Genomic DNA, 16,223 nt, shown 5'->3' on the forward strand with positions numbered 1-16,223 from the left:
CCTTCGGTCGTCACTTGGCGGCGGTCGCGGAGGCGTCGTCGCCCAGTAGCTGGCCGTCCGAGGTCTGGAACTGCTTCTTGAACTCCTCGACCGCGTCGCCGACCGCCGTGATGGTGTCGTCCGACATCTTGGCGCCCTCCTTGATGGAGGTGAGGAGCGGCTGCCGCGTCTGGCGCAGCCAGCCGAGCAGCTCCTTCTCGAAGCGGCGCACGTCGGGGACGGGCACCTCGTCCATCCTGCCGTTGGTACCGGCCCAGATGGAGACGACCTGGTCCTCGGTGGCCATCGGCCGGTACTGGTCCTGCTTGAGCAGTTCCACCAGGCGCTGACCGCGGGCGAGCTGTGCCTTGGAGGCGGCGTCCAGGTCGGAGCCGAAGGCCGCGAAGGACTCCAGCTCGCGGTACTGGGCGAGGTCCAAGCGCAGACGCCCGGAGACCTGCCGCATCGCCTTGTGCTGGGCGGAGCCACCGACGCGGGAGACCGAGATACCGACGTTCAGCGCGGGGCGCTGACCGGCGTTGAAGAGGTCGGACTCCAGGAAGCACTGGCCGTCGGTGATGGAGATGACGTTGGTCGGGATGAACGCCGAGACGTCGTTGGCCTTCGTCTCCACGATCGGCAGACCCGTCATCGAGCCGGCGCCCAGGTCGTCGGAGAGCTTCGCGCAGCGCTCCAGCAGACGCGAGTGCAGGTAGAAGACGTCACCCGGGTACGCCTCGCGCCCCGGCGGGCGGCGGAGCAGCAGGGAGACGGCGCGGTAGGCGTCGGCCTGCTTCGACAGGTCGTCGAAGATGATCAGGACGTGCTTGCCGTCGTACATCCAGTGCTGGCCGATGGCCGAGCCGGTGTACGGGGCGAGGTACTTGAAGCCGGCCGGGTCGGAGGCCGGCGAGGCGACGATCGTCGTGTACTCCAGCGCGCCGGCCTCTTCGAGGGAGCTGCGCACCGAGGCGATGGTGGAGCCCTTCTGGCCGATGGCGACGTAGATGCAGCGCACCTGCTTATTGGGGTCGCCCGACTCCCAGTTGGCCCGCTGGTTGATGATCGTGTCGACGGCCAGCGCGGTCTTGCCGGTCTGGCGGTCGCCGATGATCAGCTGACGCTGGCCGCGGCCGATCGGGGTCATGGCGTCGACGGCCTTGTAGCCCGTCTCCATCGGCTCGTGGACCGACTTGCGCTGCATGACGGTGGGAGCCTGAAGCTCCAGCGCGCGGCGGCCGCTGGTCGCGATCTCGCCGAGGCCGTCGATCGGGGTGCCCAGCGGGTCGACGACACGGCCGAGGTAGCCGTCGCCGACGCCGACCGAGAGGACCTCGCCGGTACGGGTGACCGGCTGCCCCTCCTCGACGCCGCTGAACTCGCCGAGGACGATGGCACCGATCTCGCGCTCCTCAAGGTTGAGGGCGAGGCCGAGGGTGCCGTCCTCGAACTTCAGCAGTTCGTTCGCCATCGCCGAGGGCAGCCCCTCGATGCGGGCGATGCCGTCGCCCGCGGTGGTGACAGTGCCGACCTCCTCGCGCGAGGCCGCGTCCGGCTTGTACGACTGGACGAAGTTCTCCAGTGCGTCCCGGATCTCCTCCGGCCGGATCGTGAGCTCCGCCATCTGAGTTCCCTGCTCTCCTTGTTGGGCCCGAAGTCTTTGGGGGTTCCTGGGGGAACCCCCCAGAACTTCTTCATCCTGTGGACGGCCCAACCGGGCCGTTTGATCCTGCATGTCTCTCAAGCTGCTCGGCCGTACGGGCCCGGCCACGAGGGCCGGGCGGCGACGACCGGGGTCAGCCGGCCATCCGGCGGCTGACCTCGTCGATGCGGTCGGCGAGGGAGCCGTTGATGACCTCGTCACCGATCTGGACACGGATGCCGCCGAGGACGTCCGGTTCCACATCGAGGTTGAGGTGCAGCTCCTTGCCGTACAGCTTCGCCAGGGACCGCGCGAGGCGGTCGCGCTGGGCTTCGCTGAGGGGTACCGCGGAGGTGACCACGGCCACGAGCCGGTTGCGGCGCTCGGCGGCGAGCCGGGCGAGCGTTTCCAGCCCGCTTTCCAGGCTACGTCCTCGGGGGTGTGCCACGAGCCGAGCGAGCAGCCGCTCGGTGCTCGCGTGGGCACGGCCCGCGAGAAGGGCGCGCACCAGGCCCGCACGCGCCTCGGCGGGGGCCGAGTCGTCGGTGAGCGCGGCGCGCAGCGCGTGGTCGGAGACGACGATCCGGCCGAAGCGGAAGATCTCGTCCTCCACGTCGTCCAGGCCGCCGGCCCGCTGCGCCGCGGTCAGCTCGGCGAGGGTCGCCAGCTCCTCCAGCGCGTCCGTGAAGTCGCGCGAACGCGACCAGCGGGAGCGCACCAGTCCGGCGACGAGGTCGGCGGTGGGCCCGCTGACCTGGCCGCCGATGAGGCGCTGGGCGAGCTGCGCCTTGGCCTCGGCGGGCTGCGCCGGGTCGGTGAGGACCCGACGCAGGGACACCTCGCGGTCGAGCAGCGTGGTGGTCGCCGTCAGCTCCTCGGCCAGCGTCGTGGCGTCGGCGGACGTGGAGTCCGTCAGCGCGTCGAGACGCTGGACCGCTGCCGACAGTGCCTCGCGGCTCGCTCCGTTCATCGTGCCGCCTCAGCCTTCGCGTCGAGTTCGTCGAGGAAACGGTCGATCGTCCGGCTCTGGCGGGCGTGGTCCTCCAGGGACTCGCCGACCAGCTTGCCGGCCAGTTCGGTCGCGAGGCGGCCGACGTCCTGGCGCAGGGTGGTCGCCGCGGCCTTGCGGTCCGCTTCGATCTGGGCGTGACCGGCGGCGATGATCTCCTCACGCTGCCGCTGGCCCTCCGCGCGCATCTCCGCGATGAGCGTGGCGCCCTGTTCCTGCGCCTCGGACCGCAGCCGGGCGGCCTCGTGGCGGGCTTCGGCGAGCTGGGCCTTGTACTGCTCCAGCACGCTGTCGGCCTCGGTACGAGCGGCCTCGGCCTTCTCCATCCCGCCCTCGATGGCCTCACGGCGCTCGTCCAGAACCTTGTTGATGTTCGGGAGGAGCTTCCAGGCGAGGAGGCCGAAGACGATGACGAAGGCGAGGGCGCCGATGACCAGCTCGGGGATCGGCGGAACGAGGGGGTTCTCCTCCTCCGCCGCGAGCATCAGCAGTGAGCTCACTTGGGTGCCTTCCGTCTAGTGGGCGTACGTCGCGGGCGGATCAGGTGCCGTAGACGAACGGCATGACCAGACCGATGAGGGCGAGCGCCTCACAGAAGGCGAAGCCGAGGATCTGGTTGGCGCGGATCAGGCCGGCCGCTTCGGGCTGGCGGGCGAGCGCCTGGGTGCCGTTGCCGAAGATGATGCCGACGCCGACGCCGGGGCCGATGGCGGCGAGGCCGTAGCCGAGCGAGCCCAGCGAGCCGGAGACATGATCGGCGGCAAGGTTCTGGAGAGCGGACATGCCGGTTCTTCCTTCTCTTTACAAGGGCCGGTGGGGGTTGGCCACCGGACGATCAGGGGTGGGGCGGGCCGAGGTCAGTGGTGCTCGGCGACGGCGCCCTGGAGGTAGGTCACGGTCAGCAGCACGAAGACGTACGCCTGGAGAGCCTGGATGAACAGCTCGAAGGCGGTCATCACGAGCGTCATGATGAAGGAGACGCCCGCGTAGGCGATGCCGACGCCGTTGAGCAGGTACCAGCTCGCGATCGTGAAGAGCAGGATCAGCGTGTGGCCCGCGAACATGTTGGCGAAGAGTCGCACCGCGTGCGTGAAGGGGCGCACGAGCAGGTTCGAGAAGAGCTCGATGACGGCGGCGAGGTAGGCGACCGGGCCGAGCGACTTGTCGAAGCCGGTGATGTTCTTCCAGAAGCCGGACCAGCCGTGCCGCTTGAAGGTCAGGCTGATCCAGGTCACGTAGACGAGGAGAGCCAGGACCGCGGGGTACGAGATGATCGACGTGACGGGGAACTGCGCGACCGGAATGACCGACCAGAGGTTCATCATCCAGACGAAGAAGAAGAGGGAGACGATGAGCGGAACCCACTTCTCGCCTTCCTTCTTGCCCATCGTCTCGTAGACGACCCCGCGCCGGATGAAGTCGTAACCGGCCTCGGCGACCATCTGCACCTTGCCGGGGACGACCTTCGGCTTGCGGAAGGCGGCCCAGAAGAAGCCGACGATGATGATCGAGCCGACGAGGGCGAGCAGCATCGTCTTGTTGAAGTAAAGATTGCTGTCCCCGTCGCCCCAGAGCGGCTTGAACAGGAACGAGTGCAGGCCCGGGGCCGGGAAACCGCATCCGTCGAAGATGTGGCAGTCGGTCTCGAAGGCGAGCACCTGCGTCGGGTCAGCACTCACCGCGGGCTCCTTCAGCGTGGCGCATAGGTACGGCAACCTCGTTGTGTCGGCGCGGCGCGGAGCCGCTGGTCGGCACGGGACTGGTGTTACTGGTGTGGGGACGGCTCTCGCTCGACGAGCCTCGCGGTCCAGCAGGACGAGGCTCGGATGGCCGCGTCCGCGATGCCGCAGTTGGAACCGGACAATAGCAGTCGCGTCCGCGACCCTTTATCCCGCCCCTACCCCTCATGCGCGGGACCCCGACTTCGACCCGTTCCCGGCCTTGTTCGCGGCCTCCGGGTCGACGTAGAGGATCTTCGCCTTCGTGTGCGCGCGGGCCTGCGCCGCGACCCAGATCAAGGTCCCCGCCACGATGACGGCGGCGAAGACCTTGGGGTCGAAGAGATCGGTGTTCTTGAAGGCGGCCACGAAGACGAAGAGCAGCAGGAGCTGGCCCGTGTAGAGCGCGAGGCCCATGCCCTGGAAGATCTGCGGGTACGTGCGGCCGACCCACTGGAGGATCGCGAGGCCGCCGCCCATGAAGAGCAGCACGATGACGGTCGCGACCACAGCGCCGAGGGCTCCCTTTCCGCCTGCCACGATCGCGCCGACGACAGCGGCGACCGCGCCGGCGGCGGCTGTGGGCACAGCGGTCCGCTGGAGGAGGAGGGTGTCCTGCGAGGGCATGGCGGCAACTCCGCTACGTGGGTGGGCACAGCACAGGGGTACTGCACAAGGGGGTCTCGTCGGGGACGAGCGTAGACCGGGCGGGAGGCGGGGGCCTCCGCATGACGAGCGTCAACGGGCCGTCCAAGTACGGCTCTTCGACCCCGTTCCCCCGGCCTCGTGAACGCTATCACAAACTATTTGATGAGGTCTTTACCTCGAACGTGTGCTAGTTGTCACACGTGAGCGTTAATTCGCCGCTCGGCGCGTGACCCCTCATCAAGTTGTCTGCTATTAAGGGGATTTTGCCATCGGTTGAGACGGCTGGGCACGTCCTGGTGAACTCCCGGCCCGGACCGTAACCTTTCCCGGCCCACGGCCTCCGGCCCCCGGATTCCCGACTCCCCGCCCCCCCCGCTCTCAGCGCCGCGAGCCGGCCGAGTGCGCGGGGTCCCGCTTCTCGTGGGCGCCGAGCGCCGTCGCCCCGTGGGCCGTACGGGCCGCCGCGGCCCCCTCCTGCGCCTCCTCCGCCGCCGCCGCGGCCTGGGCCTTGGCCCGCCGCAGCGCCGCCCGGCGCCGCCGGTAGCGGGGCGGCACGGCCGCCTCCGCCCAGTGCGGCACCCGGGGCTGGAAGCGCGGCAGCAGGAGCAGGACCAGACCGACCGCGCTCCCCGCCATGATCGCGAGCACGATCCACATCGAGGCCGAGTTCACCGAGTAGGCGAGCGTCCCGAAGGAGATCAGCGCGCACCAGAAGTACATGATCAGCACGGCACGGGACTTGGAGTGCCCGAGCTGCAACAGACGGTGGTGGAGGTGGCCCCGGTCGGCGGCGAACGGCGACTGGCCCCGCCAGGTGCGGCGAACGACGGCGAGCACGAGGTCCACGGCCGGCACCGCGATGATCGACAGGGGCAGCAGCAGGGGGATGTACGAGGGCACCATCTCGTGCACCGAGGCGCGCTCCGAGCCCGTGAAGAGGTTGAGCGCGTCCGGCTCGACCTGCCCGGTGATCGAGATGCCGCCCGCGGCGAGCACGAGACCGATGAGCATGGAGCCCGAGTCGCCCATGAAGATCCGCGCCGGTGGCATGTTGTGCGGCAGGAAGCCCAGGCACATGCCGATGAGGATCGCCGAGAAGAGGGTCGCGGGCGCCGCCGCCTCGATGGCGTGCCCGTACCAGATCCGGTAGGCGTACAGGAAGAACGCGGTGGCGGCGATGCAGACCATCCCGGCCGCGAGGCCGTCCAGGCCGTCCACGAAGTTGACCGCGTTGACCGTCACGAGGACGAGCGCGACGGTGAGCAGGTTGCCCTGCCAGGCGCTCAGCAGGATCGTGCCCTCGCCGGGGATCGGCAGCCACAGGATGGTGAGACCCTGCACGACCATGACACCGGCCGCGATGAGCTGGCCGCCGAGCTTCACGAGGGCGTCGATCTCGTACTTGTCGTCGAGCACCCCGACGACCCAGATGATCGCGGCGCCCGAGAGCAGCGCTCTGGGCTCGTGCGAGGTCACGAAGACGTTGTTGAGGTTCGTGAGGTGGTCCGCGACCAGCAGTCCCGCGCACAGCCCCGCGAACATCGCGATGCCCCCGAGCCGCGGGGTCGGTTCGCGGTGCACGTCCCGGGCCCGGATCTCGGTCATCGCCCCCGCGACGATGGCGAACTTCCGCACCGGTCCGGTCAGCAGATAGGTCACCGCCATCGTGATGCAGAGCGTCAGCAGGTATTCACGCACGGGCTTCCCCACAGATCGAGCGGCCATCCTCCAGCGCACACCTTAGCTTCGCGCGCATGATGTCCTGACCTTCCGGGTAGCCCCTCGGGTTGCCCCGAAACGCGCCCGTAGCGGGTCACGGGGTCGCGGAGCGCACCTAACCGCCCGCACCGCACATTCGTCGCACGGGGGACGTACCGCCCGCCGCACGCACCGGGCCGCGAGGCCGGGAGACCGGGCCGCGGCACCGGCTCAGCGGGCCACCTCGGCACCGGTCAGGGCGTTGATCACGGGGTCGAGCGCCTCGCTGATCTCCCCGCCGATGGCCTCGAAGAACGTCAGCGGCGCCCCGTAGGGGTCGTGCACCTCGTCCGCCTCGGGCGTGGGCGCCAGGAGCCAGCCGCGGAGCGCGGCGGCGGCCCGGACCAGGGCCCGGGCCCGGGCGGCGAGATCGGCCGTGTCCGGCAGCGTCGCGGGGTCTATGGCCCGTACGAGCCGGGTGAACTCCTTGAGCGTGAAGGTGCGCAGGCCGGCCGAGTGCCCCATCGAGATCACCTGCGCCCGGTGGTCCCTGGTCGCGGTCAGGACGAGGTCGGCGTGGATGACGTGCGCGTCGAGCAGTTCCCTGGCCCGGAACCCGGCGGGGTCGGCGCCCAGTTCGCTCAGCACGGCCGCGGCGTTCTCCTCCATGGGCGCGCCCTCGTGGCCCCAGGTGCCCGCGCTCTCCACGATCAGCTCGGCGCCCGCGCGCGCCCCGAGCCGGGCCGCCAGGGCATGGCGGGTCAGCCGCTCGGTGATCGGCGAGCGGCACACGTTCCCGGTGCTGACGTGGAGGATGCGGAAGGGAGGGTCGGGCGGGTCCCCGGGTATGTCCCGGCCTTCGCCGGGGGCCGTCAACTGGCCACCTTGAGATGGGGTACCACCTTGCGCAGCTCCTCGGTGTCGATGACCCCGGCGCGCAGCAGGACGGGGACCTCACCGCTCACGTCGACGATCGAGGAAGGAACGTTTCCGGACGTGGGACCGCCGTCGAGGTACACGGAGACCGAGTCGCCGAGCATCTCCTGCGCGGCGTCGCAGGTCTCGGGCGAGGGGTGCCCGGTGAGGTTGCCGGAGGAGACGGCCATGGGGCCGAAGTCGCTGAGGAGCTCGATGGCCACGGGGTGCAGCGGCATCCGGATCGCGACGGTGCCCCGGGTGTCCCCGAGGTCCCAGGCGAGCGAGGGCTGGTGGCGGGCGACGAGGGTGAGGCCCCCGGGCCAGAAGGCATCCACGAGGTCCCAGGCGGTCTCGGAGAAGTCCGTGACGAGGCCGTGCAGGGTGTTCGGGGAGCCGATGAGCACGGGCGAGGGCATGTTGCGCCCACGGCCCTTGGCGGTGAGCAGGTCGCCGACCGCCTCGGCGCTGAAGGCGTCGGCGCCGATACCGTAGACCGTGTCGGTCGGCAGGACGACCAGCTCGCCGCGCCGGACGGCGGCGGCCGCCTCGCGCAGGCCGGTGGCGCGGTCGGTCGCGTCGTCGCAGTCGTATCGCCGTGCCATCAGCGGGTCTCCTGTTCGCGGGAAAGGTGCGTGGGGTGGTGCGCGGTGCGGTGCGGGCCGTGCGGGGCCTGGCGGCTCACGGGAGGGCCTTGCGGGCCGTCGCGAAGCGGGGGCGGTTGTTGAGGTCGGGGTGGTCGGCCGCGTCCGCCCAGCCGCGCTCCTCGGTGAAGAGCCACGGCACCTGGCCGCCCTGGGTGTCGGCGTGCTCCACGACGACGACGCCACCGGGGCGCAGCAGCCGGTGCGCGGTGCGCTCGATGCGGCGGATCGTGTCGAGGCCGTCCTCGCCGGAGAAGAGCGCCATCTCCGGGTCGTGGTCGCGGGCCTCGGGCGCCACGTACTCCCACTCGGTGAGCGGGATGTAGGGCGGGTTGGAGATCACCAGGTCCACCTGCCCGTCGAGTTCGGGCAGGGCCGCGAAGGCGTCGCCCTGGTGCAGGTGGACGCGGGAGCCCTCGACGTTCCTGCGGGTCCACACGAGGGCGTCCTCGCTCAGCTCGACGGCGTGCACCGTGGAGCGGGGCACCTCCTGGGCGAGGGCGAGCGCGATGGCGCCCGAGCCGGTGCACAGGTCCACGACGAGCGGTTCGACCACGTCCATCGCGCGCACGGCGTCTATGGCCCAGCCGACGACGGACTCGGTCTCGGGCCGCGGCACGAAGACGCCCGGGCCCACCTGGAGCTCCAGGTAGCGGAAGTAGGCCCGCCCGGTGATGTGCTGGAGCGGCTCGCGCGCCTCGCGACGGGCGATCGCCTCCCAGTAGCGGGCGTCGAAGTCGGCGTCCGGGACGGTGTGCAGTTCCCCGCGCTTGACGTCGTGCACGTACGCGGCGAGCTCCTCCGCGTCGTTGCGCGGGGAGGGCACGCCGGCGGTGGCGAGCCGCTGGGTGGCCTGGGCCACCTCGGCGAGCAGGAGGTTCACGCGCCTGTCCTTCCTCTGGCGCCGGCGCCGCCGGCTGCCGCGGCCCGGGGGCCGCTCTCGGTCACGCTTGCGCGCGCTGTCACGGGTGCGCGCCCGCTGTCACGCCGCGGCGAGCTTGGCCGCGGAGTCCGCGTCCACGCACGCCTGGATCACCGCGTCGAGTTCCCCGTCGAGCACCTGGTCGAGGTTGTACGCCTTGAAGCCGACGCGGTGGTCGGAGATGCGGTTCTCGGGGAAGTTGTACGTACGGATCTTCTCCGAGCGGTCCACGGTGCGCACCTGGCTGCGGCGCGCGTCCGCCGCCTCGCGCTCGGCCTCCTCCTGGGCCGCGGCGAGCAGCCGCGAGCGCAGGATGCGCAGGGCCTGCTCCTTGTTCTGGAGCTGGCTCTTCTCGTTCTGGCAGGAGGCGACGACGCCGGTGGGCAGGTGCGTGATGCGCACGGCGGAGTCGGTCGTGTTGACGGACTGGCCGCCGGGCCCCGAGGAGCGGTAGACGTCGATGCGCAGGTCGTTGGGGTTGATCTCGACGTCGACCTCCTCGGCCTCGGGGGTCACGAGGACCCCGGCGGCGGAGGTGTGGATGCGGCCCTGGGACTCGGTCGAGGGCACCCGCTGCACGCGGTGCACGCCGCCCTCGTACTTCATCCGCGCCCAGACGCCCTGGCCGGGCTCGGGGTTGGCGTTGCCCTTGGTCTTCACGGCGACCTGGACGTCCTTGTAGCCGCCCAGCTCGGACTCGGTGGCGTCGAGGATCTCCGTCTTCCAGCCGACCCGCTCGGCGTACCGCAGGTACATGCGCAGCAGGTCCCCGGCGAAGAGCGCGGACTCGTCGCCGCCCGCGCCCGCCTTGATCTCCAGGATGACGTCCTTGTCGTCGCTCGGGTCGCGCGGGACGAGCAGGAGGCGCAGCTTCTCGGTCAGCTCCTCGCGGCGCTCGTCGAGCTGCTTGATCTCGGCCGCGAACTCGGGGTCCTCGGCGGCGAGTTCACGGGCGGTCGCGATGTCGTCCCCGGTGGCGCGCCAGGCCCGGTAGGTGCCGACGATGGGCGTCAGCTCGGCGTAGCGCTTGCTGAGCCGCCGGGCGTTGGCCTGGTCGGCGTGGACCGAGGGATCGGCGAGCGTGCGCTCCAGTTCGGCGTGCTCGCCGATGAGTTCCTCGACCGCCTCGAACATTCTCCGGGCTCCAAATCGCGTACGTGGAAGGGCTGCGGGGGGGCTGGGCCGCGCAGGGGACCGCTGGGGAGGGCCGGTGGGCGCCGGGGGGCGTGCCACTGCCGAAAAAGCGCCGGTCCCGGCCGCCCCGTGGGGCGGCCGATGACCGGCGCGTTCGGCTCGCTACTTCTTGGCGGAGCCGGTGGCGGCCTTGCCGAAGCGGGCCTCGAAGCGGGCCACGCGGCCGCCGGTGTCGAGGATCTTCTGCTTGCCCGTGTAGAACGGGTGGCACTCGGAGCACACGTCGGCGCGGATGGTGCCGGACGGGACGGTGCTACGGGTGGTGAACGACGCGCCACAGGTGCAGCTGACCTGCGTCTCGACGTACTCGGGGTGGATGTCGCGCTTCAAGGTGTCTCCTAGGTTCTGGAGGGTGCCGGGTCGCGGAGCCGGGGATGGCGCCGCGTGAACCGGGACCGACGTACCAGTTTGCCAGCACTGGCCGCATCCCCCAAAACCGGGGTGGGGGCACTCGTATTCCCGTACGGAGGGTCGCCCGCCGGTGCCGTGCGGTGAGCCGGGCGCCCGCCGGCCGGGGTCAGCCCTTGACGACCCCGTCGGCGCCGCCCTCGGTCGTGCCGTGCAGCGCGGCGGCAGGGACCGGCTGGTCGGCGCGCAGCGCCTTCCACAGCAGCGCGTCCTTCGCGGTGTCGGGCAGCACCCGGTTGGCGTCCTGCGGGTCGTACGCGACGGGCAGGGTCACCATCGTCGTGGCGGAGGTGCGGACGCCCTTGAGCGAGCCGCCGAACTTCGCGAGCCCGCCCACCGAGTCGAGCCCCGAGTCGGTCGTCAGCGCGCTCGTCGCCGCCCCGGCCAGCTTGTACGCCTTCGCGGGGTTGCCGAGCACGCCGACGTGCTTGACGCGGTCGATGAGCGCCTTGACGAACGCCTGCTGGAGCTGGATGCGGCCGAGGTCGCTGCCGTCGCCGACGCCGTGCCGGGTGCGGACGAGGCCGAGGGACTGCTCGCCGTCCAGGGTGTGCTTCCCGGCGGGCAGGCTGAGGTGGCTGGAGGCGTCCTGAATGGGCTTCGTCGTGGTGAGCGGGACGCCGCCGAGCGCGTCGATCAGCTTCTTGAAGCCCGTGAAGTCGACCTCGACGTAGTGGTCCATGCGGATGCCGGACATCGATTCGACGGTCTTGACGGCGCACGCGGGCCCGCCGGCGGAGTAGGCGCTGTTGAACATCGCCTGGTGCGCGGCGGGGACCGTCTTCCCGCCGTCCGTCGCGCAGGCGGGACGGTCCACGAGGGTGTCGCGCGGGATCGAGACGACGCTCGCCTTCTTGTGGCCCTCGTAGACGTGCACGACCATCGCGGTGTCCGAGCGCGCGGAGCCCTCGTCGCGGCCGTATTCGGCGTTGCTGCCCGAGCGGGAGTCGGAGCCGAGGACGAGGATGTCCATCGAGCCGTTGCCGGTGTCGGCGGGCCGGTCCTTGCCGAGCGCCGCGTCGATGTCGACGCCCTTGATGTTGTGGTCGAGGTGCCAGTACGCGTAGCCGAGGCCCGAGCCGCCGAGCACGACGACGCCCGCGGCCGCCCAGGCGGCGACCAGCAGGCCCTTGCGGCGGGCGCGCGGCTTGCGGCGGCGCCCCTTGCCGCCCCGGTGGGGGCGGGACCCCTCGGGGTTCGCGGGGGTGTCGGTCATGCGCTCCTCAGCTCTGTCGCTTCGCTCCCCCGTCCCGGCGTGCTCACGTCAGTACGACGCCGGATCTCGCCAGCGTCGCACAACGGACTGTGATCACGACGGAGCCCGTCCGAGCCGGCGTCCGCCCCTCGCACGCGAGCTGCCTGCGGTTTTCCGGGGCGGCGCAGGGACGGGGGCGCTCACGTGCTGTGGCGAAGGACACGCGGGCGGGGGTACGGGGGCGCGGGGATGCGGGCTCAGGGGCGCGGTGGCGCCGGGCGCGGTGGCGCCGGGCGCGGCGCGAAAGGCCGGGGGCCGCCCTCCCTCGCGGGAAAGCGGCCCCCGGCCTTCGTACGGGCCCCTGGGGTCCCGGACCTCACTCGCCGCCGTTGCCGGTGCCGGGCGTGGTCTTCTGGATCTGGAGCAGGAACTCCGCGTTGGACTTGGTCTTCTTCATCCGGTCCAGGAGCAGTTCGATCGCCTGCTGCTGGTCGAGGGCGTGCAGCACCCGGCGCAGCTTCCAGACGATGCTCAGCTCGTCACCGGCGAGAAGGATCTCCTCCTTGCGGGTACCGGAGGCGTCGACGTTGACCGCGGGGAAGATCCGCTTGTCCGCGAGCTTGCGGTCCAGGACGAGCTCCATGTTGCCGGTGCCCTTGAACTCCTCGAAGATCACGTCGTCCATGCGCGAGCCGGTCTCGATGAGCGCCGTGGCGAGGATGGTGAGCGAGCCGCCGTCCTCGATGTTGCGCGCGGCGCCGAAGAAGCGCTTGGGCGGGTAGAGCGCCGTGGAGTCGACACCGCCGGAGAGGATGCGCCCGGAGGCCGGGGCCGCCAGGTTGTAGGCGCGGCCCAGGCGGGTGATCGAGTCGAGGAGCACGACGACGTCGTGTCCCAGCTCCACGAGGCGCTTCGCGCGCTCGATGGCCAGCTCGGCGACCGTGGTGTGGTCCTCGGCGGGCCGGTCGAAGGTCGAGGAGATGACCTCGCCCTTCACCGAGCGCTGCATGTCGGTGACCTCTTCGGGCCGCTCGTCCACGAGGACGACCATGAGGTGGCACTCGGGGTTGTTCGTGGTGATCGCGTTGGCGACCGCCTGCATGATCATGGTCTTGCCGGTCTTCGGCGGGGCCACGATCAGCCCGCGCTGGCCCTTGCCGATCGGGGCGACGAGGTCGATGATCCGCGTGGTCAGCACCCCCGGGTCGGTCTCCAGGCGGAGCCGGTCCTGCGGGTAGAGCGGGGTGAGCTTCTGGAACTCTGGCCGGCCGCGCCCGGTCTCCGGCGCCATGCCGTTGACCGAGTCGAGGCGCACGAGCGCGTTGAACTTCTCGCGCCGCTCGCCGTCCTTGGGCTGGCGGACCGCGCCGGTGACGTGGTCGCCCTTGCGCAGGCCGTTCTTGCGGACCTGGGCGAGGGAGACGTAAACGTCGTTGGGGCCGGGCAGGTAGCCGGAGGTGCGGATGAACGCGTAGTTGTCGAGGATGTCGAGGATGCCCGCGACGGGGATCAGGACGTCGTCCTCGTTGACCTGCGGCTCGTTGATCTCGTCACGGCCGCGACGGCCCCTGCGGTCGCGGTAGCGGCCCCGGCGGCCACGGCGTCCGCCGTCGTCGTCGAAGTCGTCCTGCGGCCGGTTGTCGTGCTGCTTCTGGCGGCTCTGGTTGCCGCCGCCGCCCTGCTGGTCGTCGCCCTTGTTGCCGCGGCGGTTGTTGTCGCGGTTGTCGCGGTCGCGGCCGTTGTTGTCGCGGCCGTCGCGGTCGCGGCCCCTGCGGCGGTCGCGGTCGCGGCCCGAGCGGCCCTCGGCGTTGTCGCCGTCGTGCTGGCCGTGCTGCCCGCCGCCCTGCTGCTGGGCGTGCTGGCCGCCGTCCTGGCGGTCCTGCTTGGCGCGGTTGTCCCGGTTCTCGCGGCTGCCGCGCTCCTCGCGGTTCTCGCGCTGGGGCTGCTCGGCGGCCTGCGGCTGCTCGGTGGCGGCCTCGGGGCTCCCGGCCTCGGCCGTGGCACGCCGCCTGCGGCGCTGCTCCCCGCCGGGGACCTCGCTGGCGGGCTGGCCGGGGATGTCGATCTGCTGCAGCCCGTTCTCGGCGGGCTGCGCCTGCTCCTTGGCCGGAGCGGCCTGCGCGGCGGCCTCCTTCGGGGCCTCCTCGCCGGTGCGCGCCTTCGAGGTGGCGCGGCGCTTGGGCTTGGCCTCGGCGCCCGGCTCGGCCGCGGGCGCGCCTCCGCCGGACTGCGCCTCCTTGATGGCGTCGATCAGCTGGCTCTTGCGCATCCGCGCGGTGCCCTTGATCTTGAGCCCGGAGGCGACCTGCTGGAGTTCGGCCAGCACCATGCCCTCAAGCCCTGTGCCGCGGCGGCGCCGGGTCCCGGTGGAGGGGGCGGCGTCCGTGATGGGCGCAGCCTCGGCCGTGCTGTCGGCACTCACGCCCATCAGATCGGTGGTGTCGCTCACGAAGGGTCCTTCCCTGGAGCGGACGTCGGCCTGTCTGGCTCGGCGACCGGTTGTGCTGTCCGGCTGTGGTCCTCTGCGAAGGGGAGGCGCCGGGGCGATGGACCGCCAAAGAGGCGGAGGAATACGGTGGTGAAGACGCCTGACTCGGCCGTGTCACCAGAAGTGCGTGTCACAGGACCGGTTCACGCCCGTTCCGGAGCGCTTCGGTGCCGCTCCGTGCGGGGCACGGCGCGATACGGGGACTCCCGGAAGATGAGGTGTCCCGCCCCGGCGTTCCGGGAAGAACCGGCGCCCCGAGAAAAATCGGCGCTCCGGGCGGCCCCGGATTCCTGGCGAAGACACGTCGCACCTCGCCTGAAAGCGATCGGGTGCGCAGTTGAGATTAACAATACCGTATCCAACACATATTCCCCCTCTCCTGTGCGGCGACCGTGGGGTCACGGCGCCAGCGGCAGCACACTCGCGCCCGCGCTGTCGACGGGGACACGGGCCGCGGCCCACTCCCCGCCCGCGAGCCCGGCGACCTTGTCGGCCGCCTCCTCGTCCACCAGCGCGAGGACGGTCGGTCCCGCGCCGGAGATCACCGCGGGCACCCCGTCCGCCCGCAGCCGTTCCACCAGGGCGAGCGACTCGGGCATCGCCGGGCCCCGGTACTCCTGGTGGAGCCGGTCCTCGGTCGCCGTGAACAGCAGCCCGGGGCGCCTGGTCAGGGCCTCGACGAGCAGCGCGGCACGGCCCGCGTTGGCCGCCGCGTCGGCGTGCGGCACGGTACGCGGCAGAAGTCCCCTGGCGGTCTCGGTGAGCACCGGGCGGCTGGGGACGAAGACGACGGGGACGACGGAGTCGGCGGGCGTCATCCGCACCGCGCGGGCGAGCCCGCTCTCCATCCACGAAAGCGTGAACCCGCCGAGCAGGCAGGCCGCGACGTTGTCGGGGTGCCCCTCGATCTCGGTGGCGAGTTCGAGGAGCGCCTGGGTGTCGAGCCGGCCCTCGCCGCCGGTCGTGACGGCCCGCGCGGCGACGATCCCCGCGCAGATGGCCGCCGAGGAGGAGCCGAGCCCGCGCCCGTGCGGGATGCGGTTGGCGCAGACGATCTCCAGGCCGCGCGGCTGCCCGCCGAGCAGGTCGAAGGCGGCGCGCAGGGACCGGACGAGGAGGTGCTTCTCGTCGCGCGGCAGGGTCTCGCTGCCCTCACCGGCTATGTCGATGCGCAGCCCCGAGTCGGCGACCCGCACCACGACGTCGTCGTAGAGGCCGAGCGCGAGCCCGAAGGCGTCGAAGCCGGGACCCAGGTTGGCGCTGGAGGCGGGGGTGCGCACCCGGACGGCGGCGGCGCGAAAGGCGGGACCGGCCATCGCGTGGGGACTCTCCTTGTGTTCCTCGGGCGGGGACTGCACCGTGCGGCGCGGGGCGAGCCGCTGGAGGCGGCGGCCCTCGCGGTGACTGTCGCGGGGCGGGGTGGTGGGGATTGGGGTGCGGGGGCGGGGATTTTCCACGCTTCCGGCGAATCCCCCCGGAACGCCCGGATCGCATCCGGGCGCGTGGGATCGTACGGCCACAACGGCAGCGGCACCGCGGCACAAGCGGCGGGGCAGGTGGGGCACAGCCTATCGAAGGAAGCGCCCGCCGCGACATAGGGCGCACGGGAGGCGCATGACGCGTGTCGTCCGGGGGGCGTGCGACCCCCGCGACTTCGGGCGTTTGCGGATGCCTTGCACGGGTTTCACGGGGCGGGGAGGGCCGGGAATCGCACCCGTCGGTGTCTTGGGCGTCAAGACGGACAGGGGCCCGGGACCGCGCGG

The 16,223-nt window shown here is 71.5% G+C and carries 15 protein-coding genes; all 15 read right to left on the bottom strand.

The annotated features are described in order from the left end of the window. Positions 1 to 10 precede the first annotated feature (10 nt). Positions 11 to 1,603, bottom strand: a complete 1,593-nt coding sequence (atpA, locus tag SSBG_RS07535) for a F0F1 ATP synthase subunit alpha (protein WP_008745603.1) — start codon at positions 1,601 to 1,603, stop codon at positions 11 to 13. A gap of 172 nt (positions 1,604 to 1,775) precedes the next feature. After that, positions 1,776 to 2,591 (bottom strand): F0F1 ATP synthase subunit delta, encoded by an 816-nt coding sequence (locus SSBG_RS07540; protein WP_008745604.1) that lies wholly within the window; start codon positions 2,589 to 2,591, stop codon positions 1,776 to 1,778. Continuing rightward, complete coding sequence (locus SSBG_RS07545; protein ID WP_008745605.1) at positions 2,588 to 3,130, bottom strand: F0F1 ATP synthase subunit B; 543 nt, start codon at positions 3,128 to 3,130, stop codon at positions 2,588 to 2,590. Before SSBG_RS07545 ends, SSBG_RS07540 begins: the two co-directional genes overlap by 4 nt. 40 nt (positions 3,131 to 3,170) lie before the next feature. Continuing rightward, a complete protein-coding gene (locus SSBG_RS07550) occupies positions 3,171 to 3,413 on the bottom strand; it encodes an ATP synthase subunit C (RefSeq protein WP_008745606.1) in 243 nt (80 codons plus the stop codon). A gap of 74 nt (positions 3,414 to 3,487) precedes the next feature. Then, on the bottom strand, positions 3,488 to 4,309 hold the full coding sequence (gene atpB, locus SSBG_RS07555; RefSeq protein ID WP_037869174.1) for a F0F1 ATP synthase subunit A: 822 nt from the start codon (positions 4,307 to 4,309) through the stop codon (positions 3,488 to 3,490). Between the two features lie 225 nt (positions 4,310 to 4,534). Then, on the bottom strand, positions 4,535 to 4,975 hold the full coding sequence (locus SSBG_RS07560) for a hypothetical protein (protein ID WP_037869175.1): 441 nt from the start codon (positions 4,973 to 4,975) through the stop codon (positions 4,535 to 4,537). Positions 4,976 to 5,374: 399 nt separating this feature from the next. Beyond that, positions 5,375 to 6,721, bottom strand: a complete 1,347-nt coding sequence (locus SSBG_RS07565) for an MraY family glycosyltransferase (protein ID WP_008745609.1) — start codon at positions 6,719 to 6,721, stop codon at positions 5,375 to 5,377. Between the two features lie 204 nt (positions 6,722 to 6,925). After that, complete coding sequence (locus SSBG_RS07570; RefSeq protein WP_008745610.1) at positions 6,926 to 7,570, bottom strand: low molecular weight phosphatase family protein; 645 nt, start codon at positions 7,568 to 7,570, stop codon at positions 6,926 to 6,928. Then, positions 7,567 to 8,214 carry an L-threonylcarbamoyladenylate synthase gene (locus tag SSBG_RS07575; RefSeq protein ID WP_008745611.1) on the bottom strand — a complete coding sequence of 216 codons (648 nt, stop codon included), beginning with the start codon at positions 8,212 to 8,214 and terminating at the stop codon, positions 7,567 to 7,569. Before SSBG_RS07575 ends, SSBG_RS07570 begins: the two co-directional genes overlap by 4 nt. Positions 8,215 to 8,290: 76 nt before the next feature. Then, positions 8,291 to 9,136 carry a peptide chain release factor N(5)-glutamine methyltransferase gene (prmC, locus tag SSBG_RS07580; protein WP_008745612.1) on the bottom strand — a complete coding sequence of 282 codons (846 nt, stop codon included), beginning with the start codon at positions 9,134 to 9,136 and terminating at the stop codon, positions 8,291 to 8,293. A gap of 99 nt (positions 9,137 to 9,235) precedes the next feature. Next, the gene (gene prfA, locus SSBG_RS07585; RefSeq protein WP_008745613.1) at positions 9,236 to 10,309 is read right to left on the bottom strand and encodes a peptide chain release factor 1; all 1,074 of its coding nucleotides are present in this window, start codon (positions 10,307 to 10,309) and stop codon (positions 9,236 to 9,238) included. 162 nt (positions 10,310 to 10,471) lie between these two features. Continuing rightward, positions 10,472 to 10,699, bottom strand: a complete 228-nt coding sequence (rpmE, locus tag SSBG_RS07590; protein WP_007822028.1) for a 50S ribosomal protein L31 — start codon at positions 10,697 to 10,699, stop codon at positions 10,472 to 10,474. A 187-nt stretch (positions 10,700 to 10,886) separates the two neighbouring features. Then, entirely contained in the window at positions 10,887 to 11,993 is a 1,107-nt protein-coding gene (locus SSBG_RS07595; protein WP_008745614.1) for an LCP family protein, read from the bottom strand. A 355-nt stretch (positions 11,994 to 12,348) separates the two neighbouring features. Beyond that, positions 12,349 to 14,421 (bottom strand): transcription termination factor Rho, encoded by a 2,073-nt coding sequence (gene rho / locus SSBG_RS07600; protein ID WP_037869177.1) that lies wholly within the window; start codon positions 14,419 to 14,421, stop codon positions 12,349 to 12,351. Between the two features lie 437 nt (positions 14,422 to 14,858). After that, entirely contained in the window at positions 14,859 to 15,776 is a 918-nt protein-coding gene (gene thrB, locus SSBG_RS07605) for a homoserine kinase (protein ID WP_008745616.1), read from the bottom strand. Positions 15,777 to 16,223: the final 447 nt, after the last annotated feature.

The organism is Streptomyces sp. SPB074 (assembly GCF_000154905.1).
Lineage (GTDB): Bacteria > Actinomycetota > Actinomycetes > Streptomycetales > Streptomycetaceae > Streptomyces.

What these genes read in the sequence shown, in the direction of transcription:
- SSBG_RS07595 (WP_008745614.1), bottom strand. Translation starts at nt 11,993, where the DNA reads ATGACCGACACCCCCGCGAACCCCGAGGGGTCCCGCCCCCACCGGGGC.
- SSBG_RS07565 (WP_008745609.1), bottom strand. Translation starts at nt 6,721, where the DNA reads ATGGCCGCTCGATCTGTGGGGAAGCCCGTGCGTGAATACCTGCTGACG.
- thrB (WP_008745616.1), bottom strand. Translation starts at nt 15,776, where the DNA reads ATGGCCGGTCCCGCCTTTCGCGCCGCCGCCGTCCGGGTGCGCACCCCC.
- SSBG_RS07540 (WP_008745604.1), bottom strand. Translation starts at nt 2,591, where the DNA reads ATGAACGGAGCGAGCCGCGAGGCACTGTCGGCAGCGGTCCAGCGTCTC.
- SSBG_RS07550 (WP_008745606.1), bottom strand. Translation starts at nt 3,413, where the DNA reads ATGTCCGCTCTCCAGAACCTTGCCGCCGATCATGTCTCCGGCTCGCTG.
- SSBG_RS07575 (WP_008745611.1), bottom strand. Translation starts at nt 8,214, where the DNA reads ATGGCACGGCGATACGACTGCGACGACGCGACCGACCGCGCCACCGGC.
- SSBG_RS07560 (WP_037869175.1), bottom strand. Translation starts at nt 4,975, where the DNA reads ATGCCCTCGCAGGACACCCTCCTCCTCCAGCGGACCGCTGTGCCCACA.
- prfA (WP_008745613.1), bottom strand. Translation starts at nt 10,309, where the DNA reads ATGTTCGAGGCGGTCGAGGAACTCATCGGCGAGCACGCCGAACTGGAG.
- atpA (WP_008745603.1), bottom strand. Translation starts at nt 1,603, where the DNA reads ATGGCGGAGCTCACGATCCGGCCGGAGGAGATCCGGGACGCACTGGAG.